Origin of the sequence: Streptomyces sp. PA03-3a (assembly GCF_033792735.1) — a bacterium.
Classification (GTDB): domain Bacteria; phylum Actinomycetota; class Actinomycetes; order Streptomycetales; family Streptomycetaceae; genus Actinacidiphila.
Genome location: NZ_JARAVM010000012.1, coordinates 1 through 26,670 on the forward strand (window position 1 = coordinate 1; position 26,670 = coordinate 26,670).

General features: G+C 70.7%; 27 protein-coding genes and 1 tRNA gene. 13 read left to right on the forward strand and 15 right to left on the reverse strand.

The window, feature by feature from the left end; translation table 11 throughout:
• The coding region (locus PV342_RS16350) for an ABC-2 membrane transporter-related protein (RefSeq protein WP_500317618.1) at positions 1–865 on the forward strand (865 nt) is incomplete at its 5' end.
• Between the two features lie 170 nt (positions 866–1,035).
• On the opposite strand, the gene PV342_RS16355 is transcribed toward PV342_RS16350, so the two are convergent.
• Positions 1,036–1,584, reverse strand: coding sequence for a GNAT family N-acetyltransferase (locus PV342_RS16355; protein WP_400805195.1), 549 nt, complete (start codon positions 1,582–1,584; stop codon positions 1,036–1,038).
• Between the two features lie 279 nt (positions 1,585–1,863).
• On the opposite strand from PV342_RS16355, the gene PV342_RS16360 reads away from it, so the two are divergent.
• Positions 1,864–3,318: an FG-GAP and VCBS repeat-containing protein gene (locus PV342_RS16360; protein ID WP_500317619.1), complete on the forward strand. Its 1,455-nt coding sequence runs from the start codon at positions 1,864–1,866 to the stop codon at positions 3,316–3,318.
• 45 nt (positions 3,319–3,363) lie between these two features.
• Here the strand turns inward: PV342_RS16360 and PV342_RS16365 are convergent, their stop codons facing one another.
• The 3 genes from PV342_RS16365 to PV342_RS16375 all read right to left on the reverse strand — a co-directional run bounded on the left by PV342_RS16365 (position 3,364) and on the right by PV342_RS16375 (position 4,394).
• Complete coding sequence (locus PV342_RS16365; protein ID WP_386987642.1) at positions 3,364–3,681, reverse strand: hypothetical protein; 318 nt, start codon at positions 3,679–3,681, stop codon at positions 3,364–3,366.
• Between the two features lie 175 nt (positions 3,682–3,856).
• Positions 3,857–4,081 carry a hypothetical protein gene (locus PV342_RS16370; protein ID WP_500317621.1) on the reverse strand — a complete coding sequence of 75 codons (225 nt, stop codon included), beginning with the start codon at positions 4,079–4,081 and terminating at the stop codon, positions 3,857–3,859.
• A gap of 70 nt (positions 4,082–4,151) precedes the next feature.
• The gene (locus PV342_RS16375) at positions 4,152–4,394 is read right to left on the reverse strand and encodes a DUF5302 domain-containing protein (protein ID WP_500317623.1); all 243 of its coding nucleotides are present in this window, start codon (positions 4,392–4,394) and stop codon (positions 4,152–4,154) included.
• A 209-nt stretch (positions 4,395–4,603) separates the two neighbouring features.
• On the opposite strand from PV342_RS16375, the gene PV342_RS16380 reads away from it, so the two are divergent.
• From PV342_RS16380 to PV342_RS16390, 3 genes are all read left to right on the forward strand, one after another.
• Positions 4,604–4,834, forward strand: a complete 231-nt coding sequence (locus PV342_RS16380; RefSeq protein WP_500317624.1) for a DUF1877 family protein — start codon at positions 4,604–4,606, stop codon at positions 4,832–4,834.
• Complete coding sequence (locus PV342_RS16385; RefSeq protein ID WP_500317626.1) at positions 4,834–5,013, forward strand: DUF1877 family protein; 180 nt, start codon at positions 4,834–4,836, stop codon at positions 5,011–5,013. The genes PV342_RS16380 and PV342_RS16385 overlap by 1 nt, the downstream gene beginning before the upstream one ends.
• A gap of 296 nt (positions 5,014–5,309) precedes the next feature.
• The gene (locus PV342_RS16390) at positions 5,310–7,532 is read left to right on the forward strand and encodes an FG-GAP repeat domain-containing protein (RefSeq protein ID WP_500317628.1); all 2,223 of its coding nucleotides are present in this window, start codon (positions 5,310–5,312) and stop codon (positions 7,530–7,532) included.
• Between the two features lie 585 nt (positions 7,533–8,117).
• On the opposite strand, the gene PV342_RS16395 is transcribed toward PV342_RS16390, so the two are convergent.
• Positions 8,118–8,191 (reverse strand) — tRNA-Gly (locus PV342_RS16395).
• Positions 8,192–8,691: 500 nt separating this feature from the next.
• On the opposite strand from PV342_RS16395, the gene dcd reads away from it, so the two are divergent.
• Together dcd and PV342_RS16405 are read left to right on the forward strand one after the other, a co-directional pair.
• Positions 8,692–9,267, forward strand: a complete 576-nt coding sequence (gene dcd, locus PV342_RS16400; protein ID WP_018558345.1) for a dCTP deaminase — start codon at positions 8,692–8,694, stop codon at positions 9,265–9,267.
• 4 nt (positions 9,268–9,271) lie between these two features.
• Complete coding sequence (locus tag PV342_RS16405; RefSeq protein WP_500317630.1) at positions 9,272–9,772, forward strand: phosphoribosyltransferase; 501 nt, start codon at positions 9,272–9,274, stop codon at positions 9,770–9,772.
• Positions 9,773–9,872: 100 nt separating this feature from the next.
• On the opposite strand, the gene PV342_RS16410 is transcribed toward PV342_RS16405, so the two are convergent.
• The 3 genes from PV342_RS16410 to PV342_RS16420 form a co-directional block, all read right to left on the reverse strand.
• On the reverse strand, positions 9,873–10,829 hold the full coding sequence (locus PV342_RS16410) for a calcium-binding protein (RefSeq protein WP_500317632.1): 957 nt from the start codon (positions 10,827–10,829) through the stop codon (positions 9,873–9,875).
• Positions 10,830–11,151: 322 nt separating this feature from the next.
• Positions 11,152–12,009, reverse strand: coding sequence for a Yip1 family protein (locus PV342_RS16415; RefSeq protein ID WP_500317634.1), 858 nt, complete (start codon positions 12,007–12,009; stop codon positions 11,152–11,154).
• A 106-nt stretch (positions 12,010–12,115) separates the two neighbouring features.
• The gene (locus PV342_RS16420; protein WP_400805218.1) at positions 12,116–13,597 is read right to left on the reverse strand and encodes an FG-GAP and VCBS repeat-containing protein; all 1,482 of its coding nucleotides are present in this window, start codon (positions 13,595–13,597) and stop codon (positions 12,116–12,118) included.
• A gap of 188 nt (positions 13,598–13,785) precedes the next feature.
• Between PV342_RS16420 and PV342_RS16425 the strand changes: the two genes are divergently transcribed.
• Positions 13,786–14,586: a thioredoxin domain-containing protein gene (locus PV342_RS16425; RefSeq protein WP_500317764.1), complete on the forward strand. Its 801-nt coding sequence runs from the start codon at positions 13,786–13,788 to the stop codon at positions 14,584–14,586.
• A 96-nt stretch (positions 14,587–14,682) separates the two neighbouring features.
• On the opposite strand, the gene PV342_RS16430 is transcribed toward PV342_RS16425, so the two are convergent.
• Positions 14,683–16,950: a (Fe-S)-binding protein gene (locus PV342_RS16430; RefSeq protein WP_500317636.1), complete on the reverse strand. Its 2,268-nt coding sequence runs from the start codon at positions 16,948–16,950 to the stop codon at positions 14,683–14,685.
• Between the two features lie 354 nt (positions 16,951–17,304).
• On the opposite strand from PV342_RS16430, the gene dnaK reads away from it, so the two are divergent.
• From dnaK to PV342_RS16450, 4 genes are read left to right on the forward strand one after another with little or no spacing between them, the layout of a single operon-like run.
• Entirely contained in the window at positions 17,305–19,149 is a 1,845-nt protein-coding gene (gene dnaK / locus PV342_RS16435) for a molecular chaperone DnaK (RefSeq protein WP_018558351.1), read from the forward strand.
• Positions 19,146–19,817 carry a nucleotide exchange factor GrpE gene (gene grpE / locus PV342_RS16440; RefSeq protein WP_018558352.1) on the forward strand — a complete coding sequence of 224 codons (672 nt, stop codon included), beginning with the start codon at positions 19,146–19,148 and terminating at the stop codon, positions 19,815–19,817. Before dnaK ends, grpE (PV342_RS16440) begins: the two co-directional genes overlap by 4 nt.
• A gap of 33 nt (positions 19,818–19,850) precedes the next feature.
• Entirely contained in the window at positions 19,851–21,029 is a 1,179-nt protein-coding gene (gene dnaJ / locus PV342_RS16445; protein ID WP_026250853.1) for a molecular chaperone DnaJ, read from the forward strand.
• A 4-nt stretch (positions 21,030–21,033) separates the two neighbouring features.
• A complete protein-coding gene (locus tag PV342_RS16450; protein WP_018558354.1) occupies positions 21,034–21,498 on the forward strand; it encodes a heat shock protein transcriptional repressor HspR in 465 nt (154 codons plus the stop codon).
• 28 nt (positions 21,499–21,526) lie between these two features.
• Here the strand turns inward: PV342_RS16450 and PV342_RS16455 are convergent, their stop codons facing one another.
• The 3 genes from PV342_RS16455 to PV342_RS16465 all read right to left on the reverse strand — a co-directional run bounded on the left by PV342_RS16455 (position 21,527) and on the right by PV342_RS16465 (position 23,877).
• Complete coding sequence (locus PV342_RS16455) at positions 21,527–22,069, reverse strand: PIN domain-containing protein (protein ID WP_386987681.1); 543 nt, start codon at positions 22,067–22,069, stop codon at positions 21,527–21,529.
• A complete protein-coding gene (locus tag PV342_RS16460; protein ID WP_449706189.1) occupies positions 22,066–23,232 on the reverse strand; it encodes an ImmA/IrrE family metallo-endopeptidase in 1,167 nt (388 codons plus the stop codon). Before PV342_RS16460 ends, PV342_RS16455 begins: the two co-directional genes overlap by 4 nt.
• 66 nt (positions 23,233–23,298) lie before the next feature.
• Positions 23,299–23,877 (reverse strand): fibronectin type III domain-containing protein, encoded by a 579-nt coding sequence (locus tag PV342_RS16465; protein WP_400805227.1) that lies wholly within the window; start codon positions 23,875–23,877, stop codon positions 23,299–23,301.
• Between the two features lie 210 nt (positions 23,878–24,087).
• On the opposite strand from PV342_RS16465, the gene PV342_RS16470 reads away from it, so the two are divergent.
• Positions 24,088–24,570 (forward strand): hypothetical protein, encoded by a 483-nt coding sequence (locus tag PV342_RS16470; protein ID WP_400805229.1) that lies wholly within the window; start codon positions 24,088–24,090, stop codon positions 24,568–24,570.
• On the opposite strand, the gene PV342_RS16475 is transcribed toward PV342_RS16470, so the two are convergent.
• Genes PV342_RS16475 through PV342_RS16485 form a run of 3 tightly spaced genes read right to left on the reverse strand, consistent with a single transcriptional unit; the run spans position 24,528 to position 26,665 of the window.
• Positions 24,528–24,824 (reverse strand): NIPSNAP family protein, encoded by a 297-nt coding sequence (locus PV342_RS16475; protein ID WP_361000085.1) that lies wholly within the window; start codon positions 24,822–24,824, stop codon positions 24,528–24,530. The two genes, PV342_RS16470 and PV342_RS16475, sit on opposite strands and share 43 nt — an antisense overlap.
• Before the next feature lie 51 nt (positions 24,825–24,875).
• Positions 24,876–25,529, reverse strand: coding sequence for a nucleotide exchange factor GrpE (gene grpE / locus PV342_RS16480; RefSeq protein WP_500317642.1), 654 nt, complete (start codon positions 25,527–25,529; stop codon positions 24,876–24,878).
• Positions 25,526–26,665, reverse strand: coding sequence for a tetratricopeptide repeat protein (locus PV342_RS16485; RefSeq protein ID WP_500317644.1), 1,140 nt, complete (start codon positions 26,663–26,665; stop codon positions 25,526–25,528). Before PV342_RS16485 ends, grpE (PV342_RS16480) begins: the two co-directional genes overlap by 4 nt.
• Positions 26,666–26,670: the final 5 nt, after the last annotated feature.

Here is a 26,670-nt window from a genome sequence, read left to right on the forward strand (position 1 = left end):
CGCCGTGGCGTGGATGCTCTACCAGCGCGCCGGCCTGCTCGACCACCTCACCGCAAAGGGCTGGCCGCACTCCTCCCCCGACACATGGATGGAGGACATCACCCCGTACAGCGCCGCGCTCGCGAAGGCCAGCCTCGGGCTCGGTTTCGTCCCCGTCCTCCTCGGGGTCTTCCTCGGCGCCCCGCTGCTCGCCGGTGACCTGGAGAGCGGCACGGCCAAGCTCGTCACCACCCAGGCCGCGAGCCCCGCCCGCTGGCTCGCCGCCAAGATCGGCATCACCGCCCTGGTGGTCGTGGTCTGCACGGTCGCCGTCTCGTTCACCTTCGGCCGGTGGTGGGCACCGGTCAGCAGGCAGAACACCGTCCTGGACTGGACCTCCGGCGGGTTCGACAACACCGGGCCCGTGCCCGTCGCGCTCGCGCTCTTCACCGTCCTGGGCGGCGTCGCGATCGGCATGGTCCTGCGCCGCACCCTGCTCTCGATGGTCGTGACCTTCTTCTTCGCGGTCGCCGTCCAGGTGGCCTGGGGCCAGTACCGGCTCGACCTGGGCCACGTCGTGAGGATCACCACCGACTCGGGCGTCGACGGCGGCGCCCCGAGCCTCCCCACCGCCGCCTACGAGATCGATCAGTCGTTCGTCACGTCGTCCGGGGAGACCCTGGGCTGGAGCACCTGCGTGCACGCCGGATCCGAGAAGGCCGTCGAGGCCTGCCGGCAGCAGAAGGGCATCGTGGGCTGGGCGGTGGACTACCTCCCCATCTCCCAGATGAGCGGCATGCAGTGGCTCGGCGCCTCGATCCTGTTCGCCCTGGCCGCCGCTGTCACGGCCTTCGTCTTCCTCTGGGGCCGCAAGCGCGTCGTCTGAGGTGACGGCCTCGGTCCGCGATGAGACGGCACGACCCCGGGCGGCGCTCCCAGTGCCACCCGGGGTCGTGCCGTCCCTGCTGCAGAGGGCAACCGGATGCCCGTCATAAACACGGAGGGCAGCCTCCGACGATGCGGTCCGCGTTGATCCACCGACCGCCGAGTACGGGCTCAAGCCGAAGGCACGTCCGAGGACCGTACGCCGAACCACTGCTCGGCTCCGAACTCCTCGAACCGCTCCACCTCGGTGAACCCCAGCTTCTCCGCGAGGCGTACCGAGCGGCTGTTGGCGGTTTGGGTGCAGAGCACCACCGGCTCGCCCGGAAACGCGCCGGTGAACCAGTCGAGTGCCGCTGCGCAGGCCTCGGCGGCGTACCCGTACCCCCACGCCTCCGGCAGGAACAGGTAGCCGAGTTCGGCCTCCCCGGCACCCGGCAGGACACGACCCGGACGCTCCGCGTCGCGCCGGTCGAGCGTGATCGTGCCGATCAGCGCCCCGTCGAGATCGACCACGAAGAAGCCGGGACGCCGTCCGGGCACCTCGGGCACCGTGCGCTCGAGTTCGTCCCGCGGTCGTGCACCGCCGATGTAGGTGCCCACCTCCGGCGAGGCCAGCAACTCGATCACCGCCGCACGGTCCCGGGCCCCGGGCTCACGGAGCACGAGCCGTTCGGTCCTGATCGGGGCAGGCGGCCAGGCGACAGGTCCGAGCTCTCTCATGGCGGGCAGCCTACCCAGGCCCTTCGGCGGGAGCTCAGGGCTTTCCAATGGGAAACGGACCCGCATCAGGTCCTGGCCTATTGCGGGACGGCCCTCCGCCACACCGGCGCCCTCCCGGCGACGCGAGCGGGCGACCCTCGAAGGCCGCCACAGCCCTCCGCACGGCTGACGCCGCCGTACCGCGACACCGCCCGTCATCGGCGTACAACCATCAGGTATCCCGACGGGTCAAAGATCGCGGTTCAAGCGTCACCGCCCGCCATCGGACACCGGAGAGCCATGCGCGCCACCCGTACTGCCCTTGCCACCGCCGCGGCGCTCGCGGCGGCGGTCTGCAGCTCGCTTCTCATCGCCCCTTCGGCGGTCGCGGCTCCCGCCAGGCTGGCCGACGACTTCAATGGCGACGGCTACCGCGACTTCGTCATGCTCGGCGGTACGCATGGCAAGGACGGCAGGGTCACCGTCGTCTACGGCACGTCGACCGGCCCCGGCACGCGAGTCCAGACCATCCATCAGGACTCGCCCGGCATACCCGGCGCGGTGGAGAAGGACGACGAATGGGGATTCGCCGCCACCAGCGCCGACCTCGACCGCGACGGCTACGCCGACCTGGTCGTCGCCTCACCGGGCGAGGACGTCGGCGACATCCGGGACCGAGGCGGGCTGACCGTCGTCTGGGGCGGTGCCAAGGGTCTCGGTTCCGGCACCGTCTTCCACTCGCCCATCGCGTCGGTGAACCCGGGTCAGGGCGACGGATTCGGGCGGGACGTCGTGGCCGGCGACTTCGACGGCGACGGTGACCAGGACCTCGCCGCTGTCAGCGGCAGCCGGGCCGGTGTCGTCCTGCTCAAGGGCCCCTTCACCCGGGCCGGCGGCCGCGCCGGCTGGCAGTCCCTCGGCGACGGCTACGGCTATCTGGACGCCTCCCAGCTGGCGGCAGGCCGGGTCACCGCCGACGCCGCCACCGACCTGTACATCCTCGGCCGTGACCTCCAAGGTGACGACGACCTTGACCTGCGGGCCTACTTCCACCGCGGAGGCAGCGACTTCACCCGGCGCGCGGGCGAGACGCGCGTGCCCGACGACGGCGGCCACCAGATCGGCAGCGGCCCCGTGACCACCGTCGGCGACTTCGACAAGGACGGCTACGGCGACCTGGCCATCGGCCGCGGTAACGAGCAGCCGGACCGGGAACGGGGCTACGTCACGGTCCAGTACGGCGGGCCTGTCGGGCCGAACACGGCGCGCAAGCCGGTGAAGTTCACTCAGGACACGGCGGGCGTACCCGGCGCTTCCGAGAACGAGGACTTCTTCGGCGCCGCCGTCTCCGCCGGCGACGTCAACGGTGACGGATACGCGGACCTCGCCATCGGAGCCCCCGGCGAGGCTCTTTCGGGCAAGCGCCGGGCCGGCATGGTCACGGTGTTGCTCGGCCGTGCGGGGGGTCTGTCCGGCAGCGGCGCCAAGGCGTACAGCCAGAGCACCTCCGGTGTCGCGGGCGCCGTGGAGAACGACGACTCCTTCGGACTGAACCTCAAGCTCACCGACTACACCCGGGACGGTCGTGCCGACCTCATGGTGGACACGAACGAGTGGCTGGACAACCCCCGGCAGGGCCTGGTCCACATGCTGAAGGGTTCGGCGTCCGGGACCACCGGCACCGGCTCGAAGGCGTACTCCGTGATCTCGCTCAAGCTGTCGTACACCACGCTCAGCGGCCCCTTCACGCACTGACCGGGCGAGTGCGTCCCTGCCGACGACGGTGGCGACGCGGCCGGGCTACTGGGCCGCGTCGCAGCTCTGGCAGCGGCTCACCGCCACCCGCTCGACGTTGCCTTGGGTGGCGTGGAGCGGGCTGGAGGGCGCGAGACGGCGCCATGCCCCCGGGGACGGGGCGGGCACCCAGCCGTAGACGGGTGGCCGGATGTCGGCCGGAACGATGTGCGTGCAACCGGGAAGGTGGGCCTTGCCGCTGGCGTGGATGATGATCGAGGCCGCCGGCCAGCCATCCCATTCGTCGGTGGGTCCACCGCTGAGGGGTGGGCGTGGACCGCAGTCCGCGCAGTTGTGCATCTCATGGCGCTCGCAGTACCGCATGGTCCTCACCCTGGCAGGTCCCGAGTTTCCGCTCGGCGCGCTCGAGCCGACTTCGCCACCATTGAGCGAACCCGTACGTGGTCGGCTCGATCCTTAGGTCTGCCGGTCTCAGATCCTCACCCACTGCCATGGTGTGGCTCATGGGTGAACTGGTTGAGCGGGTCGATGAGCAAGATCACGTGCTGGCGAGGCTCGCGAGGCATTCGACCGTTATCGCGCACTCATCCATCCGCTCACAGAGGGAGGCAGTCAGGCCGGTCTCCTTCTCCACGATCGTGGAGAGAGCAAAGAGCTTGCCGAGCACCGTTGCAGCACCGTCGCCGACGTGCCAGTAGGGCACCGTGATGCTGACCTCGTCACCGAACGCTGACAGGTCGATACCGGTGCCGCAGTGGCTCACGGCCAGGTGGTGGGCGGCCCGGTGAGCATCCAGTGGCTGAAGGCCGTGTAACGCCACCGAGAACGACCTCTCAGCCGCCGCTCTTGCGTCGGAACGAGCGCTGGCCGGTAGTCGGGCCGTGCGCGCCGCGGACCTTCGACGCGTCGGTGTTCGCAGCGAGGGCCGTGGCTTCCGCCTGCATGCCGCGTTTGCGCGCCAGGGCCTCCCGAAACTTGGCCTTCAGGTCATACTGGCCGTCCTCGTCAGGCGCCAGGGCAGGGCTCTCGGCGTTAGCCGGCTCGGAACCTTCTTGCGATGGAGACGCTGCAGTCATGGTGACCTCCTGGACTCGGGCAGTGGGAAGTACAGCTTGTCATGCGGGCCACCTTGCGGGGACCCCCGCGGGCCGGAGCCCGGGCTACGTGCCTGGGGCTTTCTGCTGGAGCGGGTGACGGGAATCGAACGCGCGCTCTGAGCTTGGGAGTCACCGGGAATTTCGCGCTGGGGCAGCTATTGCTAGAGCGTGCTGGTGCCGACGAGACGATGGAGCAGATCGAGGAGATCGAGGAGGAGTGGCAGAGGCCATGGCTGGCCGACACCGACAAAGCATGGGACGCCCTACACCGTTGCCTGACTGACGGGTCTCTCAGGTTCAGTGCCGGGGACTACCCGCTGTCGCATGCAATCCTGGGCGGACGACCGCTGTACGACGGTGACGACTACATCATCACGCTCGTTGCGGCCGACGAGGTCGGGAGGTCTCCGCAGCGCTGATGCTGCTCAACGAGGCTTGGGTACGCGAACGGTTTTTCGCGCTCGATCTCGGCGACTACAAAGGCCGAGGGGACGAAGAGGACTTCCAATACACCTGGGGTAGCTTCGTCGAGATGCGAGACTTTTATCGCGTAACAGCCGACGCCGGCCGCGCTGTCCTCTTCACCGTCGCTACTTGAAGCGATCCCTGACCATCGACGCGACCTATGGGCGGTGCCCCGAAGGGGCAGGCGGCCACTCCAGCCGAGTCACCAAGGACAAGCTGCCATCAGCCACACTCGCCCCCTGGGTCACCCACCAACTTACGGAGCCGCCATGGGCGAGAGCCTCCGCCGATTTGCAAGCGGTTGGTACAACTTTGCGGACCGGGCGAATGTCTCACAGCAGCGGCGCGTGTTGCGCTGGTGGCTGTGGGAGGGAACAGACTTTGATTCACGCACGTCCGGGGGCCCGTCGTCGGCTGACGGCGGCTGCCATGACCGTACTCGCCATCACGGCCGGCACTTCGGCTTCCGTACTACTTGCTCCGCCCATGGCCGCGGCAGCTTCCGGCACGACCACCGACGGTGCCCGGGCCGCTGCCGTGACCTCCGAGCAGACCTCGATTGCCATGCCGCCTGATGGCGAGGTGCTCGGCGTCGGCATGACCGGCTTCCTCACCGTGGTTCAGGGCAGCAACCCTCGGTGGACATGGACGCGATTTGCGGACGGCGCAACGACCGACATGAACGGCAAGACCTGGGGCTCGTCCTCGGACCTCATTCTTGTGGACCAAGGGGACGCCTACATCCTCAAGGACATGACCGGTGGCACCGCCCCTGTACGGATCGACCGGAGTGCCCTGAACAGCAGCTACAGCCTGCGCCGGTTCGTCGGCGCCACGCTCGTCATGACGGCCCCCAACACAGCCGGCGGGACCGATCTACATTTCGTCGACACAACGGACGGCACGCTGCGGGACCGAAAGGTGACGGGTTTGCCGGCGAATGCCACCTTCAAAACCGCCGGCATCGACGCTCCAGCGGGCACGCTGCTCGTCCGCTACACCGTCCCCACAGCCACCACGAGCCGCCTTGCCCTGGTGGATGTCGCCACGGGAACCGTGATCGAGACGCGTGAGACCCGCAACGACGAGCCTGTGGTGTCCGTTTCCGCATCGGCAACGCGCATGGCTTGGAATGAGTACAGTCGTGAGGCTGGCCGGACCGTCGTTGTCGCTCCACGCGGCGAGGGCGAGCCCGAGCGCATCGGGCTGGGAGGCAACGGTCTCCTCAGGGTCGACCTGCTTGGCGACTGGGTTCTGTACGCGCAGTCGGGGGGCCGCACGGCTGCACACGCCGACCCGCTCTACGCGTTGACCGCGCGCTCCTTGAAGACCGGTGCCACGGTCAAGCTGTTGGACGACACTCTCTTCGGTGGCATGGCCGCGGCTGATGGTTCGCTCGTTGCACAAGGTGGCACCGTGGCGCAGGGCGAAGGCCTGTACCGGATATCCCTCGGTTCCGACGGGATACCGGCCGCCACCATGGTCGCGAGCACCGGCGAGCCGACCAAGGTCACCATTCTGAAGCACACCATTCCCAACGTGATCGACCTCGACCGCGATCGCGGCGTCATCTCCCTGGACACGACGGTCAGCCGCCCCACTACGCGACTGGAGATCGAGCTGACCCACACAGCCTCTCAGCGGCGGTGGACGGCGACGAGGGCCGTCCAGGAGTCCTGGGAGTCCGGTGCCGAGACCATAAAGGTTCCATGGGACGGCCGATTCAATCCGGTGTCGGGTGAGACGGGGAACTTCGCGGCCGCCTACAACGGCGCTTACACCTGGCGCATCAAGGCGACGCCGCTCAACGGCATCGGTCCCGTGGCGGAGGCCTCCGGGGCCTTCACCGTCGTCCGCAAGCAGGCACCCCACGACTTCAGCGACAACGGCTCTCCAGACCTGCTCGTCGTCGACCCCACGGGCCGCCTCAACCGCCACGACAGCGCCTTCTTCCTCGACATCAATTGGTACCAGTGGCCGTCGGTCTCGGCCGTCGGACCGGGCTGGCAGATCTACGACAGGTTCACGGCCCCCGGAAACCTGGGCGGCACCTCGCACGCCGACATCGTGGCCCGGGACAAGACGGGCGGCCTCTGGATCTACGAGGGCACCGGCACTCGCGACACACCCTTCGCACCGCGCAAGAAGGTCGGACCCGGCTGGCAGATCTACAACAAGATCACCGGGGGGAGTGACCTCAACGCCGACGGCAAGCCCGACCTGCTCGCCACCGACAACGCCGGGGTTCTGTGGCTCTACACGGGCACCGGCAACATCAGCGCGCCGTTCTCCCCGCGCAAGAAGATCGGCGGTGGCTGGGGCACCTACAACGGGATCACCGCCGTCGGCAACATCGCCGGAGCGAGCGCCGGTGACCTCGTCGCCCGCGACAAGGGCGGCGTTCTCTGGCTCTACCTGGGCAAGGGCGACGGCACTTTTGCGGCCCGGACCAGGATCGGCAGCGGCTGGAACGCCTACAGCCACCTCGTCTCGGTCGGTGACGCCAACCGCGACGGCCGCGCCGACCTCGTCGCCTACGGCGCCGGCCTCGCCTACGTGTACACGAGCACGGGCGACTGGCGGGCACCCTTCGCTCCTCGTCGTAAGACGATGGGAACCTGGCCCAGCGTCAAGAACATCGCTGTCTTCTGACACTCCGAAAGCCACTGCGGGAGTGTCACGCCTGAAGCGGGCCGGACGATGCCAGGCGACCGCGATGCACATCTCGATCAGCAACCAGGGCGCCCGTGGGGTTCCCCCGCACAGCCAGGGGAACCCCAGCTGGCCGCGAATCGGGCAGTCTGCGGTACGGCGTCGGCCCGCGCCGACGGTTGATGGTCCCAACTTGCCTCCTACGGACCGCTCCACAGCGGTGACTTCGACATGGACCGTATGGGCGCGACGATGAAGAGCGGGACGGCTGTGGCGGCGCTTCTTTGGGACGGGATCGCAGGGTGCGCCGGCGCCGGTGGACCGTGTCAAGAGGGGGCGGAGGAGTGCCGCCGTGCAAGCCAACCGTTGCTGTCGATCCCGAAGACTGAGACCAGTGGGCCGTGGTCCGAAATCGAGTGAGGTCGGCGGAGCGGCTTTGGGCTGGAGCTGCCTTGCTGATGCCCTTGAGAGGGCTGACCGCACGTCGAGCACGACGACGGCACATCGGGCACGCAACGGGCACGGGAGGGATGAGGAGGTCTGGACAACAAAGAAGCCCCGGGCGGTTCGCCTGGGGCTTTCTGCTGGAGCGGGTGACGGGAATCGAACCCGCGCTCTGAGCTTGGGAAGCTCATGTTCTACCATTAAACTACACCCGCGTAAGACGCCTGTTGAGGCTTCTGACCTCGCACACTGTACCCCATGCCAGGCCCCGGACGCATGCTGCCCGGGGCCTTCGTGTTGCTTCGGAAAGGTGTGCGCCGGGAGGCGCGGGGGGCGTACGGTGAGGGGGACCCGAGGTGCCCGAGAGGGCGGAGTGCCGCGTGAGGCGGGGGTGGGTTCATCCCCTAATGTGGCTTTCGTCGTTGAGGTACCGGGGAGAAGGGGAGCGATGGATCGCACCGTCGTTCGTTGTGCCGAAGGGCACGTTTTCAGCACCGCTACGTTCCCGATGCAGAACCTGGGCGCCGGAAGACTCGGCCCAGGGCGGTTGATCAGGTGTCCGCGGTGTGCGCGGCTGCGCAGCGCCGTCCCCGTGGCGGCTGACATCGGGAAGTAGCAGCGGACGTCCGGACGCGCAGGTCGGACGTGACGTGGGGGCTTCGGGCCGGGTCGGCTCGATTCGGCCCGGAGCCCCGTCCCCGCGTAACCTGCTTGCGTGCTTCTCTCTGACAAGGACATCCGGACCGAGATCGACAACGGACGGGTCAGGATCGACCCGTACGAGCCGTCGATGGTGCAGCCGTCGAGCATCGACGTCCGGCTGGACCGCTTCTTCCGGGTGTTCGAGAACCACCGGTACCCGCACATCGACCCGGCCGTCGAGCAGCCGGACCTGACGCGGCTGGTGGAGCCGGAGAAGGACGACGCGTTCATCCTCCACCCCGGGGAGTTCGTGCTGGCCTCGACGTACGAGGTGATCTCCCTTCCGGACGACATCGCCTCGCGTCTGGAGGGCAAGTCGAGCCTCGGCCGGCTGGGGCTGCTGACGCACTCGACCGCGGGCTTCATCGACCCCGGTTTCTCCGGCCACGTGACGCTGGAGCTGTCGAACGTCGCCACGCTGCCGATCAAGCTCTGGCCGGGCATGAAGATCGGACAGCTGTGCCTCTTCCGCCTCACCTCGGCGGCGGAGTTCCCGTACGGCTCGGACAAGTACGGCTCGCGGTACCAGGGGCAGCGGGGGCCGACGCCGTCACGTTCCTACCTGAACTTCCACCGGACGCAGGTCTGAGCGCATGGGCGGGCCGGCGCGGGAGAGCCTGACGTACGAGGCCTTCGGGCAGGCGGTGCGGGATCTGGCGCGGACGATCGCCGACGACGGATTCGCGCCGGACATCGTGCTCTCGATCGCCCGCGGCGGGGTGTTCGTGGCGGGCGGTCTCGCCTACGCGCTGGACTGCAAGAACATCCACCTCGTGAACGTGGAGTTCTACACCGGGGTCGGGACGACTCTGGACATGCCGGTGATGCTTGCCCCGGTGCCGAACGTGATCGACTTCTCGGACAAGAAGGTCCTGATCGCGGACGACGTGGCCGACACGGGCAAGACGCTCAAGCTCGTCCGGGACTTCTGCGCGGAACACGTCGCCGAGGTGCGCAGCGCGGTGATCTACGAGAAGTCGCACTCGCTCGTGAAGTGCGACTACGTCTGGAAGCGCACCGACGAGTGGATCAACTTCCCCTGGAGCGTCGACGGCCCCGTCGTCCGTCGTGAGGGTCAGGTCTTCGACGCCTGACCGGTGGCGGCAAGGGCCATGGGCACCGGCACCGGACCTGATTCCCCGGGCCGGGAACGGCCCGTTGCCCGGTACCACCAGGCGGCTTGCGGGGCGGCCGTCATACCGGACAGCCGGGCCCGGTGGCGGGGTTGGTGCAGGTGTTGGTGCCGGCTCCCCCGTTATTGATGTTGGAGCCGGTACCGCCGTTGAGGGAGTCATTGGCTTCGCCTCCGAAGAGGTCGTCGTCGCCGGCCTCGCCGTTGAGGGCGTCGTTGCCCGGGTTGCCGAAGAGCCCGTCGTTCCCGTCGCCGCCGAAGAGGCGGTCGTCGCCGTCGCCGCCGAAGAGGCGGTCGTCGCCGTCGCCGCCGAAGAGGTCGTCATTCCCGGCGCGGGCACCGTCGTGGGCGTCGGCGCTGTGGAGAACGGCGCCGCCGACGCCGCCGCGCAGGATGTCGTCGCCGGCACCGCCATAAAGGCTGTCGTCACCGGCGCCGCCGTCGAGGCCGTCGATACCGGCGCTGCCGTTGAGGGCGTCGTCGCCGTCGCCACCGTTGAGGTCGTCGCTGTTGGCGCCGCCGTAGAGACTGTCGTCTCCGGCCTCGCCGTCGAGGGTGTCGTTGCCGTCGCCACCGGAGAGGGCGTCGTTGCCTTTCCCGCCGTTGAGCGTGTCGTTACCCACGCTGCCGTCGAGGCTGTCGCGGCCGTCGCCGCCGAAGACGATGTCACTTCCGGTACTGCCGGAGAGGATGTCGTTGCCGCCGTCGCCGCAGATGAGGTCGTTGCCGCCGAGGCCGTCCACGTGGTCGTTCCCGCGCAGGACAACGATCACATCGTTGCCCGCAGTGCCCACGAGGTTGTCGTCGCGGTTCGTCCCGACGATCGTGGCGGGCACGGCACAGGTCGGGGTGCCGGGTATGGGGGTCTGCTGGTAGGCGACGGGAACCACAGCGGGTGGGCGGCCGGCGGTCGTGAAGAATCCCGCGGTCGCCAAGGCCAGCAGAGGCAGCAGCAGACGGCGGGTCCGGCCCGCCCCTGCACGCTGGTCGCGGCGACGAACGAACAGCTCCGGTTCCATCGACGTGCACCCTCCGCAGCAGAAGAATCACTCACCTCGTACAGCAGGCCACATCCCACACCGTCCCGCCTCTTCATCAGGGCGGCGACCGCGCCCCACCTGCTCACTTCACGGGTCAGGCCCGGGCGCGCGCCGGTGAGAACCTCTCCGACGGCCGTCCCCCGCTCAGGCCGCTCCGCCAAGGCCCGCCCCCTCGTCGGTCAGTGGGGCTCTTGGCACGGGAGGCTCGCCACCGGCGCACAGGTAAGGGGCGCCACTCCAGGAGTGGCGCCCCTTACCTGTGGTCCGTCTCGCGCGCGCCGGAGGGGCGCGGCGGGCGGCCTCAGATCACCGGCAGCTTGAAGAGCACCAGCAGCGCGATCAGCTGGATCGACGCCGCGCCCAGAGCCTTGGGCCAGGGCAGGTCGTGGGACTTGGAGACCATGGAGGTCAGCAGGGCCGCGCAGCCGAGCCAGGTGGCCCAGCCGAGGAACTGGACGAAGCTGTTGGCGCTGCCCAGGAAGACGGCGAAGGCCAGTCGCGGGGCGTCCGTCAGCGAGGTGATGAGCATCGCCATGCCGACGGTGGGCGCCCAGGCTCCGTCGCCGCCGAGCTGGCGGGCGAGGGCGTTGGTGACGGCGCCGAGCATCAGGCCGCAGAGGATGACGGCGATGGCCGTGCACACCACCCACGGGACGCTGTTGGAGAGCGTGGCGTCGAGTACGTCCTCGCGGGCGCTGTCGAAGCCGAAGACGGCGAGCAGCCCGTAGAGGAAGGTGACGATGAGGGCGGGGCCCCACACCTGGTAGTCGCGCATCTGCCAGAAGGTGGCGGACGGGCGCAAGACGATCCCGCTCAGCAGCGGCTTCCAGCGGAGCCGGGGGCCGGCCGGGGGCGCCGTGGTGTGGCCCGCGCGGTAGGTGGACACCTGGTCCGGCTGCGGGGACTGCGGTTCGTAGGGGTCGTAGGCGTCGGGCGCGTCGCCGATGGAGAAGGCGCGGGTGTGCCCGGGGTTGTCGTCGTACGTCGGCGTCGACGCCGCGGAGCCGAAGTACTCGGGCTCGCCCTCGGCGGCCGGCGCGAAGCCGTGGTGGGGCTGCTGCCCGCCCGGCGAGGTGTTCTGCTGCGGGTTGCCGCCGTACTGCTGATGCGGGTGCTGCACGTCCCCGTCCCGTCCGCGTCCGTTCCTGAATCCAGCCACGCTTCGAACGTACCCGGTCCCGGGGGCGGAGGACGGTGCCCCCCGCCCCGGGAGGGGCTTTGCTGCCAAGCTGTGACAGATTCAGCGTCCGCCGGACGGCGGCACCTCAGGGGCAGAGCGTCGATCCGAAGGCCAGGCCGCCGGTCGGGCCGGGCAGCCCGAGGCTGGCCGCAGAGAAGGCGGCCGAACCCGTGGTGGTGATCCCGGTGGGGGTGCCGCGCAGGGTCCACACCCGGCCGCTGGCCGCGTCCTCGCCGGTGGCGGCGACGGTGAGGTCGGCGCGTCCGTCGCGGTTCAGGTCGCGCAGGAGGAGCCCGCAGCCGGTGGCGCCGCCGAAGCCGTCGCCGCGCTCGCCGCCCCCGGCCACCCCTGCGGTGTCCTGGTGGACGGCCCGGGAACCGGCCGTGGTCAGGCCGGAAGGGGAGCCGAGCAGCACGGTCACGCTGCCCGCGTCGACCACGGCTCCGACGTCCTCGCCGGGCACGCCGACCGCGAGGTCCGCGCGGCCGTCGCCGGTGAGGTCCGCCGCCGCCAGGGTCAGGCCGAAGCGGTCGCCGGCCTCGTCGCTGCCGGGCACGCCCGCCGTGTTCTGGTCGAGGTCGACCGGGAGCCGTGTGGCGGCGGGGCCCTGGGCACTGCCGTACAGGACGCGGACGATGCCGCCGGTACGGGTGGGCAGCGGGTGCTCGGGCACCCACGGCTCCTCGGTGTCATGGGTGCCGAAGGCCGCGAGGCCGACGGCGAGGTCCGCGCGGCCGTCCCCGTCGAAGTCGCCGACCGCCAGGGACTCGCCCGTGGTCTCGCCGTACCAGGACGGTGCCCGGACCAGACCGGCCGGGGTGCCGCGCAGGTAGGCGGTGCCGCCGCCTTCGAGGCCGTTGTACGCCACGGCCACGTCCGTGCGGCCGTCGCCGTCGATGTCGCCCGCCGCGAGGCGTATGCGCTGGACGAAGTGGGGGATGCCGTCGTCGGTGACGGTGGTGAGCGCGGCCGGTGCCCGGCCGGGGGCGAACGGGCCGAGGGCCACGGAGAGGCCGCCGCTCTCGTCCCCCCTGTTGCCGGTGACGATGTCGAGGTTCCCGTCGCCGTCGACGTCGGCCGCGGCGAGGCCGGCGAAGCCCGTGCCCTTGTAGGCGACCGACCCGGGCAGGATCGTGCCGCGGGTGAAGCCGGAGGCGCTCCCCCACAGGACGGTGATGCGGCCGGTGTCCTCCAGGGCGGACAGGTCCTCGCCGGGCGCGACGACGATCAGGTCCGCGTAGCCGTTCCTGTCGAGGTCGCCGCTGGTCAGCCGGGCCCCGAAGCGGTCGCCGGTCTCGGAGGAGCCGGGGATGCCCGCGGTGGACTGGCTGACGGTGGTGCGGGCCGAGGTGCGGGGGCCGTTCGCGGAGCCGGGGATCACGGCGATGTACCCGGCGGCCTTCTTGCCGGCCGCGGTGCCGTCCGGCACGCCGATCGCGAGGTCGGGGTGGCCGTCGCCGTTGAAGTCGTACGGCTTGGCGGGTGACGCCGCCACGGCGGTCTGTGAGGGCAGGGCGAGACAGGCCGCCGTCGCGGTGAGGGCAAGGGCGAGGACGCGGACACGCACGGCGGCTCCCATCGGGTGAGGAACTGGTGACTGTGTGACACCCCGGGTGGCCGGAAGGTTGTGTCCGGGTGCACCCGGGGTGAACGGCCTCGGGTGGGGGCGCCGGACGGCCGGTGCGCGGTTGGGCATGTGGGCCCGCGAAGCCCTACCGTTCGGGGCGTAGCGGATCGAAGGGACGGGAAGTGCCGATGGTTGTCAGGGCCGTACGGAATGCCGCGCGCGGGACCGCGCGCACCTCAGCGCGGGCCGCGGCGGTCGCGGGGCTGGTGGCCCTGGCGGTGACGGGCTGCGGGCTGCTGACCACCGACTCCGGTTCCCCGGACGCTCCGGCGGCCGCGAGTTCCCCCGCCTCGTCCTCCGCCGTGGGCGACGTGCCGGTGAAGGCGGACCCCGCGGTGCTGGCCGCGCTGCCCGCGCGCCTGGAGTCGGACGGGACGACGATCACGGTGGGCGACCCGGCGGCGCCGAGGACCGTCCACATCTACGAGGACCCGCGCTGCCCGATCTGCAAGGCGTTCGAGGCGTCCGCCGGGCCCCAGTTGGCGGCGCTGGCGAAGACCGGTGAGGTCAGGCTGCAGTACACCCTGGCCTCGTTCCTGGACGAGAACCTCAAGGGCAGCGGTTCCAAGAAGGCCGCGGGCGCCCTGCGCGCGTCCGTGGAGGCGGGCACCGGCGCCTTCGCGACATACCACGAGCTGCTCTACGCCAACCAGCCGCAGGAGCAGGTGGACGGTTTCACCGACGCGTACCTGCTGGAACTCGCCGGAAAGGTGAAGGGGTTGCGCGGGGCGGCCTTCGACTCCGCGGTGCGCGAGCAGTCCCACGCGGACTTCGTGACCGCGTCCGAGGACGCCTTCGTCAAGAGCGGTGCCACGGGCACCCCTTACGTGAAGATCGACGGTAAGGCGGTGTCCCAGGCCGACCTGCAGAAGCTGTTCGACCCGGTCTCCTTCGCGGCGCTGCTGCGGCAGTCCGGCATCGGCGGCTGAGGACGCCGGGGAGCGGGAGGAGCACACGAACGCCGGTGGGCGCGTACGGGATCCGTACGCGCCCACCGGCGTTCCCACGTGCGTCCGCGAGAGGTGCTACTTCGCGGGCTCCGGCTGCGGCTCGTCCGCCGTCTCCGGCTCGCCGTCGGGGTCGAGCGGGGTCCTCACGGAGTCCAGCAGCAGCTGGGAGACGTCGACGACCTGGAGCGACTCCTTGGCCTTGCCCTCGTTCTTCCGGCCGTTGACGGAGTCGGAGAGCATCACCAGGCAGAACGGGCACGCGGTGGAGACGATGTCCGGGTCGAGGGACAGCGCCTCGTCGACGCGCTCGTTGTTGATGCGCTTGCCGATCCGCTCCTCCATCCACATGCGGGCGCCGCCGGCGCCGCAGCAGAAGCCGCGCTCCTTGTGGCGGTGCATCTCCTCGTTCCGCAGGCCCGGCACCCTGGCGATGATCTCGCGCGGAGGCGTGTAGACCTTGTTGTGGCGGCCCAGGTAGCAGGGGTCGTGGTAGGTGATGATGCCCTCGACCGGGGTGACGGGGACGAGCTTGCCCTCGTCGACCAGGTGCTGCAGCAGTTGGGTGTGGTGGATCACCTCGTACTCGCCGCCGAGCTGCGGGTACTCGTTCGCCAGGGTGTTGAAGCAGTGCGGGCAGGTGGCGACGATCTTCTTCTGCGCCTTGGGCTTCCTGGTGCTCTCGTCCTCGTCGTCCTCGCCGAAGGCCATGTTCAGCATGGCCACGTTCTCGGCGCCGAGCTGCTGGAAGAGGAACTCGTTGCCCAGGCGGCGGGCGGAGTCACCGGTGCAGTTCTCCTCGCCGCCCATGATGGCGAACTTGACGCCCGCGATGTGGAGCAGCTCGGCGAAGGCCTTGGTGGTCTTCTTGGCGCGGTCCTCCAGGGAGCCGGCGCAGCCGACCCAGTACAGGTACTCCACCTCGGTGAGGTCCTCGATGTCCTCGCCGACGACGGGGACCTCGAACTCGACCTCCTTGACCCAGGCGAGCCGCTGCTTCTTGGGCAGGCCCCAGGGGTTGCCCTTCTTCTCCAGGTTCTTGAGCATCGTGCCCGCCTCGGACGGGAACGAGGACTCGATCATGACCTGGTAGCGGCGCATGTCGACGATGTGGTCGATGTGCTCGATGTCCACCGGGCACTGCTCGACGCAGGCGCCGCAGGTGGTGCAGGACCACAGGACGTCCGGGTCGATGACACCGTTCTCCTCGGCGGTGCCGATCAGCGGGCGCTCGGCCTCGGCGAGGGCGGCTGCGGGGACGCCGGCGAGCTGCTCCTCGCCCGCCTTCTCCTCGCCCTCCGCGGTCTTGCCGCCGCCGGCGAGCAGGTAGGGCGCCTTGGCGTGCGCGTGGTCGCGCAGCGACATGATCAGCAGCTTCGGGGAGAGCGGCTTGCCGGTGTTCCAGGCGGGGCACTGCGACTGGCAGCGGCCGCACTCGGTGCAGGTGGAGAAGTCGAGGATGCCCTTCCAGGAGAACTGCTCCACCTGGCTGACGCCGAAGACGTCGTCCTCGCCCGGGTCCTCGAAGTCGATCGGCTTGCCGCCGGAGGCCATCGGCAGCAGGGCGCCGAGCGCCACGGCGCCGTCGGCGTTCCGCTTGAACCAGATGTTGGGGAAGGCCAGGAAGCGGTGCCAGGCGACGCCCATGTCGGTCCTGAGCGAGACCACGATCATCCAGACGAAGGACGTCCCGATCTTGATCATCGCGGTCAGGTAGACCAGGTTCTGCAGCGTGCCGACGCTCAGCCCCTTGAAGGCCGCGACCAGCGGGTAGGACGCGAAGTAGGCGGCCTCGTAGCCGTGCACCCCCGCCAGGGCGCCCTCCAGGCCGCGCAGGGTCATGATCGCGAGGCCGATGATGAGGATGACGGACTCGACGAAGTAGGCCTGGCCGGTGTTGGAGCCCGCGAAGCGGGACTTGCGGCCGGCCCGGCCCGGCCGGGACAGCTGGCGGATCGTGATCAGCGTGAGGATGCCGAGCGTGGTCATCAGGCCGATGAACTCGACGAACACCTCGTACGGCAGCCAGTGGCCGATGACCGGCAGCACCCACTCGGCCTCGAAGAGCTGGCCGAAGGCGTTCACCAGGGTGAGCACGAGCGAGAAGAAGCCGACGGCGACGAACCAGTGCGCGACGCCGACCACGCCCCAGCGGTTCATACGGGTGTGGCCGAGGAACTCCCGGACCACCGTGACGGTGCGCGCCCGCCAGTCGTCCGTGCGGGTGCCCGCGGGGACGTCCTGGCCGAGGCGTACGAACCGGTGGATCTGGGCGATGGCGCGGCTGAACAGCGCAACGCCGACCACGGCGAGTACCAGCGACACGATGATCGCGGCGAGTTGCATTTCGGGGCTCCTCGGACCTGCGAGAGGGGAGGCTCGGGGCTGTGCCCGGCTGAATACTAAGCAGTAACTTATGCGGTTCTCCTGAGACTACCCAGTATCGGCGTGCCTGCGCAGCCGCGCCGCCGGTGATCTGTGTCGCTGAGGGGCGCCTCTCCTCGGCCCCGCCGGGGCTGTGGGGCCTCCGGGGCCCGCGGAGGCGTGCGGCGGGACCCCGCGGTCGCTCGCCGTGGCCGCCCGTGCGCGGAGGGGTGGCCCATAAGTTGAGTCGCCACGACTCAGGTCTGTTGACAGGAACGGAGGTGTGGGGCACCCTTGAGCCAGTTCCACTCAAGTAGGCAGCTGGAGGATTCCACCATGGCACGTGCGGTCGGCATCGACCTGGGCACGACTAACTCCGTCGTCAGCGTTCTCGAAGGCGGCGAGCCCACCGTCATCACCAACGCCGAGGGCGCCAGGACCACGCCGTCCGTCGTCGCCTTCGCCAAGAACGGCGAGGTGCTCGTCGGCGAGGTCGCCAAGCGCCAGGCCGTCACCAACGTCGACAGGACCGTCCGGTCGGTCAAGCGCCACATGGGCACCGACTGGAAGATCAACCTGGACGGCAAGGACTTCAACCCGCAGCAGATGAGCGCCTTCATCCTGCAGAAGCTGAAGCGGGACGCCGAGGCGTACCTGGGCGAGAAGGTGACCGACGCGGTCATCACCGTCCCGGCGTACTTCAACGACTCGGAGCGCCAGGCCACCAAGGAGGCCGGCGAGATCGCGGGTCTGAACGTCCTGCGCATCGTCAACGAGCCCACGGCCGCCGCCCTGGCGTACGGCCTGGACAAGGACGACCAGACCATCCTCGTCTTCGACCTCGGTGGCGGCACCTTCGACGTCTCGCTGCTGGAGATCGGCGACGGCGTCGTCGAGGTGAAGGCCACCAACGGCGACAACCACCTCGGTGGTGACGACTGGGACCAGCGCATCGTCGACTACCTGGTGAAGCAGTTCGCCTCGGGTCACGGCGTGGACCTGTCGAAGGACAAGATGGCGCTGCAGCGTCTGCGCGAGGCCGCCGAGAAGGCGAAGATCGAGCTGTCCTCGTCCACCGAGACCTCGATCAACCTGCCCTACATCACGGCGTCCGCCGAGGGCCCGCTGCACCTGGACGAGAAGCTCACCCGCGCCCAGTTCCAGCAGCTGTCCACGGACCTGCTGGAGCGCTGCAAGATCCCGTTCCACAACGTGATCAAGGACGCGGGCATCCAGCTCTCCGAGATCGACCACGTGGTCCTCGTCGGCGGCTCGACCCGTATGCCCGCCGTCGCCGAGCTCGTCAAGGAGCTGACCGGCGGTCAGGACGCCAACAAGGGCGTCAACCCGGACGAGGTCGTCGCCATCGGTGCCGCGCTCCAGGCCGGTGTGCTCAAGGGCGAGGTCAAGGACGTCCTGCTCCTCGACGTGACCCCGCTGTCCCTCGGCATCGAGACCAAGGGCGGCATCATGACCAAGCTGATCGAGCGCAACACCACGATCCCGACCAAGCGCTCGGAGATCTTCACCACGGCCGAGGACAACCAGCCGTCGGTGCAGATCCAGGTCTACCAGGGCGAGCGCGAGATCGCGGCGTACAACAAGAAGCTCGGCATGTTCGAGCTGACCGGTCTCCCGCCGGCCCCGCGCGGCATCCCGCAGATCGAGGTCGCCTTCGACATCGACGCCAACGGCATCATGCACGTCTCCGCCAAGGACCTCGGTACCGGCAAGGAGCAGCGCATGACGGTCACCGGTGGCTCGGCGCTGCCGAAGGACGACATCGACCGCATGATGCGCGAGGCCGAGCAGTACGCGGAGGAGGACCACAAGCGCCGCGAGTCCGCCGAGACCCGCAACCAGGCCGAGCAGCTCGTCTACCAGACCGAGAAGTTCCTCAAGGACAACGAGGAGAAGGTCCCCGGTGACGTCAAGACCGAGGTCGAGGCGGCCGTCGCGGACCTGAAGGAGAAGCTGAAGGGCGAGGACTCCGCCGCCATCCGCGAGGCGACCGAGAAGGTCGCCGCCACCTCGCAGAAGCTGGGCCAGGCGCTGTACGCCAACGCCCAGGCCGAGGGCGGCGCGACCGGTGCCGCCGGTGCCGAGGGCGGGGCCCAGGCCGACGACGACGTCGTCGACGCCGAGATCGTCGACGAGGACAAGAAGGACGGTGCCGCGTGACGGAGGAGACCCCGGGCTTCGAGGAGGAGCCTGTCGTCCCCTCTGCCGAGGCCGGTTCCACCTCGCCGGGGGAGTCCCCCGGCGAGGCGGGGCCCGGCGCCGGACCCGCCGACCAGGCGGGCCCGGCGGGCCCGGCCGGGGACGCGAACGTCAACGTCGCTCTGCAGGCGCAACTGGACCAGGTGCGGACGGCGCTCGGTGAGCGCACGGCGGACCTCCAGCGGCTCCAGGCGGAGTACCAGAACTACCGCCGCCGGGTGGAGCGGGACCGCATCGCGGTCCGCGAGATCGCGGTCGCGAACCTGCTCACCGAGTTGCTCCCGGTGCTCGACGACATCGGTCGCGCCCGGGACCACAAGGAGCTGGTCGGCGGCTTCAAGTCGGTCGGCGAGTCGCTGGAGACGGTGGCCGCGAAGCTGGGCCTGCAGCAGTTCGGCAAGGAGGGCGAGCCCTTCGACCCGCTGGTGCACGAGGCCCTGATGCACAGTTATTCGCCGGATGTCACGCAGACCACCTGCGTGCAGATCCTGCAGCCCGGGTATCGCATCGGTGAACGCACCATCCGCCCCGCGCGGGTGGCCGTCGCCGAGCCCCAGCCCGGCACGCAGGGCCCGCAGAAGGACGATGACACGGCGGACGAGGAGAACGGTGGCCCCGAACAGGGCTGACGTAGGTCATGTGAGGAAGGAGGGACGCCGGGGATGAGCATCAGCAGGGATTTGTTCGAGAAGGATCTCTACAAGGTCCTCGGCGTCCCGAAGGACGCCACCGAGGCGGAGATCAAGAAGGCGTACCGGAAGCTCGCCCGCGAGTTCCACCCGGACGCCAACAAGGGCGACGCCAAGGCCGAGGAGCGCTTCAAGGAGATCTCCGAGGCCAACGACGTCCTGTCGGACGCCAAGCGCCGCAAGGAGTACGACGAGGGCCGCGCCCTCTTCGGCAACGGCGGCTTCCGCGCCGGCCCGGCCGGCGCGGGCGGGTTCGGCTTCGACCTCGGTGACCTCTTCGGCGGTGCCCCCGGTGGCACGGCCCCCCAGGGCGGCGGCTTCGGCGGCGGCCTCGGGGACGTGTTCGGCGGGTTGTTCAACCGCGGCGGCGCCACCACCCGTACCCAGCCGCGGCGCGGCCAGGACATCGAGACCGAGGTGACGCTGAAGTTCACCGAGGCCGTGGACGGCGCCACCGTTCCGCTGAAGATGACCAGCCAGGCCCCCTGCAAGGCCTGTTCCGGCACCGGCGACAAGAACGGCACGCCCAGGGTGTGCCCGACCTGCGTCGGCACCGGCCAGGTCTCGCGCGGCGGCAGCGGCAGCTTCTCGCTCACCGACCCGTGCACCGACTGCAAGGGCCGCGGCCTGATCGCGCAGGACCCCTGCGAGGTCTGCAACGGCAGCGGCCGGGCCCGTTCGGCGCGCACCATGCAGGTGCGCATCCCGGCCGGCGTCACCGACGGGCAGCGCATCCGGCTGCGCGGCAAGGGCGCGCCGGGTGAGCGCGGGGGCCCGGCCGGCGACCTCTACGTCACCGTGCACGTCGACGCGCACCCGGTGTTCGGCCGCAAGGCCGACAACCTCACCGTCACCGTGCCCGTCACCTTCGTGGAGGCGGCGCTGGGCGGGGAGATCAAGGTCCCGACGCTCGGCGGTCCCCCCGTGACCCTGAAGCTGCCCCCGGGCACACCCAACGGGCGTACGCTGCGGGCCCGCGGCAAGGGCGCGGTCCGCAAGGACGGCACCCGCGGGGACCTGCTGGTCTCGATCGAGGTCGCCGTCCCGGCGGCCACCGAGGGCAAGGCGCTGGACGCCCTTGAGGCGTACCGGGAGGCGACCGCGGACACCGACCCGCGGGCAGAGCTGTTCCAGGCCGCGAAGGGAGTCTGACCCGATGAACACGAGCGGCGGCATGCGTGGTGGGCGGGGTCGCAACCCGTACGAGCTGACTGACGAATCCCCCGTCTACGTCATCTCGGTGGCGGCCCAGCTCTCGGGGCTGCACCCGCAGACGCTGCGCCAGTACGACCGTCTCGGCCTGGTCTCGCCCGACCGTACGGCCGGGCGGGGCCGCCGTTACTCCGCTCGTGACATCGAACTCCTGCGCGAGGTCCAGCGCCTCTCCCAGGACGAGGGCATCAACCTGGCCGGCATCAAGCGCATCATCGAACTGGAGAACCAGGTGGCGGCCCTGCAGTCGCGGGTCGCCGAGCTCTCCGCGGCACTCGAGGGCGCGGCGGTGGCCATGCAGCAGCGCGAGGCCGCCGTCCACGCCTCGTACCGGCGCGACCTGGTGCCCTACCAGGACGTCCAGCAGACCTCAGCGCTGGTGGTGTGGCGGCCCAAGCGGCCGGAGTGAGCGGCGGCCGCTCATGGGGCGGCACGGCCTAGGGGAGCAGGTCGGCGGGGCCGCGCGAGACGTGGTGCAGATGACGCCCCGAGGCGACCATCGCCTCCAGCAGGCGGTGGCCCTCCGCCGCGGGCACGAACCCCTCGGCGCAGGCCTGACGCATCAGGTCGAAGGTCTCCTTGGTGGTGATGCCGCGCCGGCGCGCGAAGTCGCGGGCCGAGCGGTCGTCGGTAATCCAGACCGCGCCCCGGAACTCGCGGCGGCGGGTGATCAGCACACATGTCTCGGCCTCGCCGAGGTGCTTGGTGGGCTGGTGGGACGAGCCGCCGAAGACGGCCCGGCGCAACCGGTCGACCTCCCGCAACTCGGCGCCGTCGGTGATCTCCACGGGCTCGCCGAGCCATCCGGCCTCCCCCAGACCGGCCAGCCGCGGCAGGAAGCGCGCGGAGCGGGCGGCCTCCCAGGCCACGGCCTGGGTCCAGCGGCCGCGGCCGTCCAGCACCTTCTCCAGCAGGAGCAGCCGGTCGACGGCCGCGAAGTTGCACAGGACGGTGTTGTCGGGGAACCACCACGTGGTCATGGCTGGAAGACCGGATCCCCTTCTTCCGCGTCCTGCTGCTCGACGCCGTTGCCCGGGGGCGGTTCGGGCGCGAGGAGATCGTGCAGCCGCTCCACGTCCGTGTCCAGAAGCGCGGCGAGCGGGCGCAGGGTCGTCTCCCCCGCCAGGTAGGCCTTGTACAACTCCGAGGCGACACGGGGCGGGAAACGCTCCGCCGAGGCCCGCGAGGCCTGCTTCTGGTAGGCGTCACCGGCTCCGGCGAGCAGGTGGCAGGCCTCCGTGGTGAGGGCGCGCAGCCGCTTGCGGTGGGCGGCGTCGACGAGCCCCAGCTGGTGCAGCCGGGCCGCGAGCGCGCTCGGCGAGACCCGGAAGCGGACGACCAGGCGCTGGAAGCCGGCGTCCGAAAGCCCGCCCCCGGCCGCCTCCTTCGCCGCGGCCCGCGTCAACTCCCGCGCGGGCATCAGCAGATGCGAGGCGAAGACGTTGGCCCTCACCTCGGCCAGGTCCTTCTGCCTGCCGGGGGCGACCCGGGACTCCACGACCACGCTCCGCGCGTCCTTGGCGAGGATGTGGCAGAGCTCGTGGGCCAGGGTGAAGCGCTGCCGTGTCCACAGGTCGGTGGGCGCGAGGAGGACCAGGCGGAAGGAGTCGGCCTGCCACGCCAGGCCGTCCACACCCTGGGGAAGGGCCGTGAGGGCGACGTCCACGCCGAAGCGGTCCTCCATCGCCGCGATCAGCTCGTCCGTGCCCAGCTCCGCCGCCGGCAGCAGCTCCAGCACCCCGGCCGCCAGCCGTTCGCCCTGCGCCGCGTACCGGTCCGCCGTCGCGTCCACCTCGGGTACGGGCGGCAACTGCGCGGCACGGCCGAGCAGTTCCAGCACCTCGTAGGCGGCGGCGAACCGCGCCGCGACCTCCTGCGCCCCCACCGGGTCGGCGGCGGTGTCGCCGCGCGTACGGGCCGCGAGCGCGGGGCGCAGCGGCTCGGTGCCGGTCAGCAGCCAGTCCACGGTCGTGCCGCCCGCCTCGGCGATCAGCGCCAGGTCGAGCGAGGTGAAGCGGCGCACGCCGCTCAGCGACTTCGACAGCTTGTCGGGCGTGAGCCCAACCGACCGGGCGAACGCGGCCTTGGTCATCGCCGCCGCGTCCATCACGGTGCGTACGCGTTCGATGACAAACGGGTCCATGTCTACAGAATAAGGCAGGGCTTGCGAAAATCGCAAGGCCCGCCCTTTCCCGGTCGTCCCAGGACGTCACGGCGTCAGGATCGCGTGGCCCCCGCCGGGCAGCGACTCCGTTCCGTCCGCGTACACGGCGCGCACCCAGTAGCGGTGGGTGGTGCCGCGGGCGGCGGTGGTGTCGGTCCAGGCGGTGCCGGTGACCGGCTCCGGGGTGACGCCCTCGTAGCGGCCGGTGTCGAGGTCCCAGCGGTAGACGAGGTAACCGACGGCGTCGGCCACGTCGTTCCATCCGAGCCGCACGCCGTCGCTGACGGCGTGCGCGGTCAAGCCGACCGGGGAGCCCTCGGGGGTCCCGACGGACGGGGTGAGGTCGAGTTCCTTGAACTCCACCACATTCGTCTCGCGTTCCGACAGGAACAGGGAGTTGCCCGAGGTGTCCGTGGCGTCGACGAAGTAGCAGCCCTCCTCGCCGTCGGGCAGCCGCTCGGCGAAGTACTCCGTGGTGCCCGGGCTCAGCCACTCGACCGCGGAGGCGAGGCAGACCCGCTCTTCCTCGTCCTCGTACACCTCACCGCGGTAGACCGTGTGACGGGCGAGGTCCGGCTCGGTGTTGGGGTCCCAGTGCAGGCGCACCCCGTACTCGGTCGGCACGACGGTCAGGCCGGAGACCAGGGCCGGGGGCGGCGCGTATGGATGTGGTCAAAGATCCCTCCCTGAGGAGCCGAATCCTGGCAGGACCCGAACACCCGTGCCAAGTCGATTCGGTTGCTCGTGATCAGGCCGTGCCGCGCGGTGCCGGCCCGGTCCCGCGTCCGCCGAAAAGGTGGGCTCCCGTGGCGGGGCGTGCGTGTGGGGCGCGTGGTGGGGAAGACGCTCCGTATGCCGCACAAGGGCGTCGGAGCGGGGATCGTGGCGGGACTGGCCGTGGGAATGGTGGCCGGTGCGATGCCGCTCGGCGCGCGCTGGGGCGCCGAGGGGCTGGACGTGGGGCTGGCGACCGTGGCGATGTGGGCCGGGCTGCGGCTGGCCGCGCGGCGGGAGGGGCCGTGGTGGATCGCCGGCCTGATGGCGCTGGTCCTGGTGAGCGTGGGCGTCGCGGCGTACGGCGACGTGGGCGTGCCGCGGTACGCGGGGCTGGTGCCGGTCCCGGTGGTGGCGGCTCTGCTGGTGGTGGGCGGCGCAGGGTCCGTGTGGGCGCGGCGCCGGGGGATCGGCGTCGCGGGTGCGGCGGCCGGGGCTGGGGCCCTGGTGGCGACCGCGTGGCTGCCGGTGTGGGTGGCGGCCGCGATGTGGGCGGCGGCTCAGGCGGGTTCGACGTCGCGGACCTCACTGCCGACGAGGTAGTCCTCGGGCTGCAGCGGCATCCGTTCGCGTTCGGGGCTGTTCCAGTACCGGGTGTTGGCCGCGGCGAAGCCGTCCTCGCCGTCGTAGGCGATCAGCCAGACGAACCGGCTGTGTTCGCGGTCCACCCAGGCCTGGCCGATCTCGAAGCCGTAAGCACGGCGCAGCGGCACGATCTCCGCGTGCCACAGGCCGAGCCAGGCGTCGAGCATCTCCGGCTTGATGGTGTACGTCCGCAACTGAGTGGTCCTGGGCAATGCGGGGCTCCCTCGGGTGCTCGGCCCGGTGCTCGCTGCTCGTTCCCCCGGTCACGCGGGCGCGTGCACGCGGACCTGCTGGGGGCGGACGACGCGGTCCCCCATGCGGTAGCCGTGCCGTACGACCTCGGCGACGTCCCCGGCGAGCTCCGGGCGGGGCGCGGGGACGGTGCCCACGGCCTCCTGGAGGGCGGGGTCGAAGCGCCCGGCGGTGACCGGGATCCTGGTCATGCCGTACTTCTCCAGGAGGGTCAGCAGCTCGGCGCCGACCGAGTCGGCGAAGCCGCCGTCGAGGCCGAGGTGGCGGTCGACGCGGTCCAGGAGCAGGACGAGGTCGTAGAGGAGCGGCTGCGCCAGCCGGCCCTCGGCGGCCCTGCGGGTGTGGTCGAGTTCGGCGCGCAGCTCGTCCAGACCGCGCCGCCCCTCGCGGTCGTTGAGCAGCCGGCGGCGGAACTGGTCGCCGAGCGCGGCCATCTCCTCGCGCAGCCCGTCGACGGCGTCGGCCACCACCGCGAACGGGTCGGACGCGGGCTCGTCCGCGCCCTGCGGGACGGAGTCCGCGCCGGTCTCCTCCCGCGGTGCCGGCGGCACCGGCGGTGCGGGGGGCGGCGGCATCTCCGGCAGGGGCGGTGCCCCCGGCGGAGCCACGGGCGGCACGGGCGGGACCAGCGGCGGCTGCGGCGGCTGCGGCGGCGGGATGCTCATGCGCGGCTCCAGGACTGCTGCGGCGGGGTGAGGAGGTTCCGGGGGAGCGAGGCGCGGGTGTGCCACCAGCGCGGCCGGAAGCCGATCCACGCGACGAGTGCGAGGGCGGCGAGCGCCACGAAGACGGCATAGGGCCTGGCCGGCGTGAGCGGCACCACGACGGCCGGGACGAGGACCCAGAGCATGCTCTTGTGCCACCGCCAGGTCTTGCCCAGCGACTCGGCGGCCAGTCCCCGGTAGAACTCCAGCCGCCCCACCAGGTCCGGGTCCGCCGGGCGTACGGCCAGGCCCTGGTCGACGCAGTGCAGGATGCGCCGGGCGGCCTCCTCGGAGGCGACGACCAGCCGGCGGCTGACCGGGTGCGTGATCATCGCGCCCTCGGCGCGCAGCGACCAGATGCGGCTGATCTGGTCGCGCAGCCCGGTGTGGCCGGGGCTGTGCGCGAGGGCCTTCTCGTACCAGGTCAGCGCCTCGTCGAAGCGGGAGGAGGCATACAGGCCGTCACCGACGGCGAGCTCGGTCGCGAGGTCGCCCGGGGACAGCTCGTCGGCCTTCATGTACCAGGTCAGGGCCGTGTGGTGGTCGCCGAGCGCGGTGTGGACGTTTCCGATCAGGACGTGGTTCGCGGCGTCGTCCGGGGCCAGCTGGAGCGCCCTGCGGTGCTCCTGGAGGGCGTCCTGGTACGCGCCGAGGTCCTGGTGGACGGCGCCAAGCAGCCGCCAGGCGTAGGCGTTGCGGTCGTCATGGTGCACGGCCTGCCGCAACTCGTACTCGGCGGCCTGGAGGTCGCCGTCGGCGATGTTCCGCTCGGCGATGCCCACCCAGTCGCGCACGGTGCCGCCGGGGGCGGGCCGGGGGCCCCTGGGCTCCCGGGGCTCCGGCGCCTTCTTGCGGGAGCGTGCCAGCCGCTGGTCGTACAGGGCGCGCGCGGAGGGGTCGGTGAGCGCCTTGCGGGCCTCCAGCACGCGCCGCACCTTGTCCTCGGCCTCGCGGCGCTTGTCGGAGGTGGGGGCCTTGCTCGCCTTCCCCGCCCAGCTGCGGTGCTCGCGGTCGAGTTTCCTGCCGATCTCCTCGGCACTGTCGCCGGTGCCGATGCCGAACTCGGCGTAGTAGTCGGGCACGTCCGTCGTGGTCATGGCGT

What these genes read in the sequence shown, in the direction of transcription:
- PV342_RS16355 (WP_400805195.1), bottom strand. Translation starts at nt 1,584, where the DNA reads ATGAGAGAGCTCGGACCTGTCGCCTGGCCGCCTGCCCCGATCAGGACC.
- PV342_RS16360 (WP_500317619.1), top strand. Translation starts at nt 1,864, where the DNA reads ATGCGCGCCACCCGTACTGCCCTTGCCACCGCCGCGGCGCTCGCGGCG.
- PV342_RS16365 (WP_386987642.1), bottom strand. Translation starts at nt 3,681, where the DNA reads ATGCGGTACTGCGAGCGCCATGAGATGCACAACTGCGCGGACTGCGGT.
- PV342_RS16375 (WP_500317623.1), bottom strand. Translation starts at nt 4,394, where the DNA reads ATGACTGCAGCGTCTCCATCGCAAGAAGGTTCCGAGCCGGCTAACGCC.
- PV342_RS16380 (WP_500317624.1), top strand. Translation starts at nt 4,604, where the DNA reads ATGGAGCAGATCGAGGAGATCGAGGAGGAGTGGCAGAGGCCATGGCTG.
- PV342_RS16385 (WP_500317626.1), top strand. Translation starts at nt 4,834, where the DNA reads ATGCTGCTCAACGAGGCTTGGGTACGCGAACGGTTTTTCGCGCTCGAT.
- PV342_RS16390 (WP_500317628.1), top strand. Translation starts at nt 5,310, where the DNA reads ATGACCGTACTCGCCATCACGGCCGGCACTTCGGCTTCCGTACTACTT.
- PV342_RS16405 (WP_500317630.1), top strand. Translation starts at nt 9,272, where the DNA reads ATGGGCGGGCCGGCGCGGGAGAGCCTGACGTACGAGGCCTTCGGGCAG.
- PV342_RS16410 (WP_500317632.1), bottom strand. Translation starts at nt 10,829, where the DNA reads ATGGAACCGGAGCTGTTCGTTCGTCGCCGCGACCAGCGTGCAGGGGCG.
- PV342_RS16425 (WP_500317764.1), top strand. Translation starts at nt 13,786, where the DNA reads ATGGTTGTCAGGGCCGTACGGAATGCCGCGCGCGGGACCGCGCGCACC.
- PV342_RS16430 (WP_500317636.1), bottom strand. Translation starts at nt 16,950, where the DNA reads ATGCAACTCGCCGCGATCATCGTGTCGCTGGTACTCGCCGTGGTCGGC.
- dnaK (WP_018558351.1), top strand. Translation starts at nt 17,305, where the DNA reads ATGGCACGTGCGGTCGGCATCGACCTGGGCACGACTAACTCCGTCGTC.
- dnaJ (WP_026250853.1), top strand. Translation starts at nt 19,851, where the DNA reads ATGAGCATCAGCAGGGATTTGTTCGAGAAGGATCTCTACAAGGTCCTC.
- PV342_RS16450 (WP_018558354.1), top strand. Translation starts at nt 21,034, where the DNA reads ATGAACACGAGCGGCGGCATGCGTGGTGGGCGGGGTCGCAACCCGTAC.
- PV342_RS16455 (WP_386987681.1), bottom strand. Translation starts at nt 22,069, where the DNA reads ATGACCACGTGGTGGTTCCCCGACAACACCGTCCTGTGCAACTTCGCG.
- PV342_RS16460 (WP_449706189.1), bottom strand. Translation starts at nt 23,232, where the DNA reads ATGGACCCGTTTGTCATCGAACGCGTACGCACCGTGATGGACGCGGCG.
- grpE (WP_500317642.1), bottom strand. Translation starts at nt 25,529, where the DNA reads ATGAGCATCCCGCCGCCGCAGCCGCCGCAGCCGCCGCTGGTCCCGCCC.
- PV342_RS16485 (WP_500317644.1), bottom strand. Translation starts at nt 26,665, where the DNA reads ATGACCACGACGGACGTGCCCGACTACTACGCCGAGTTCGGCATCGGC.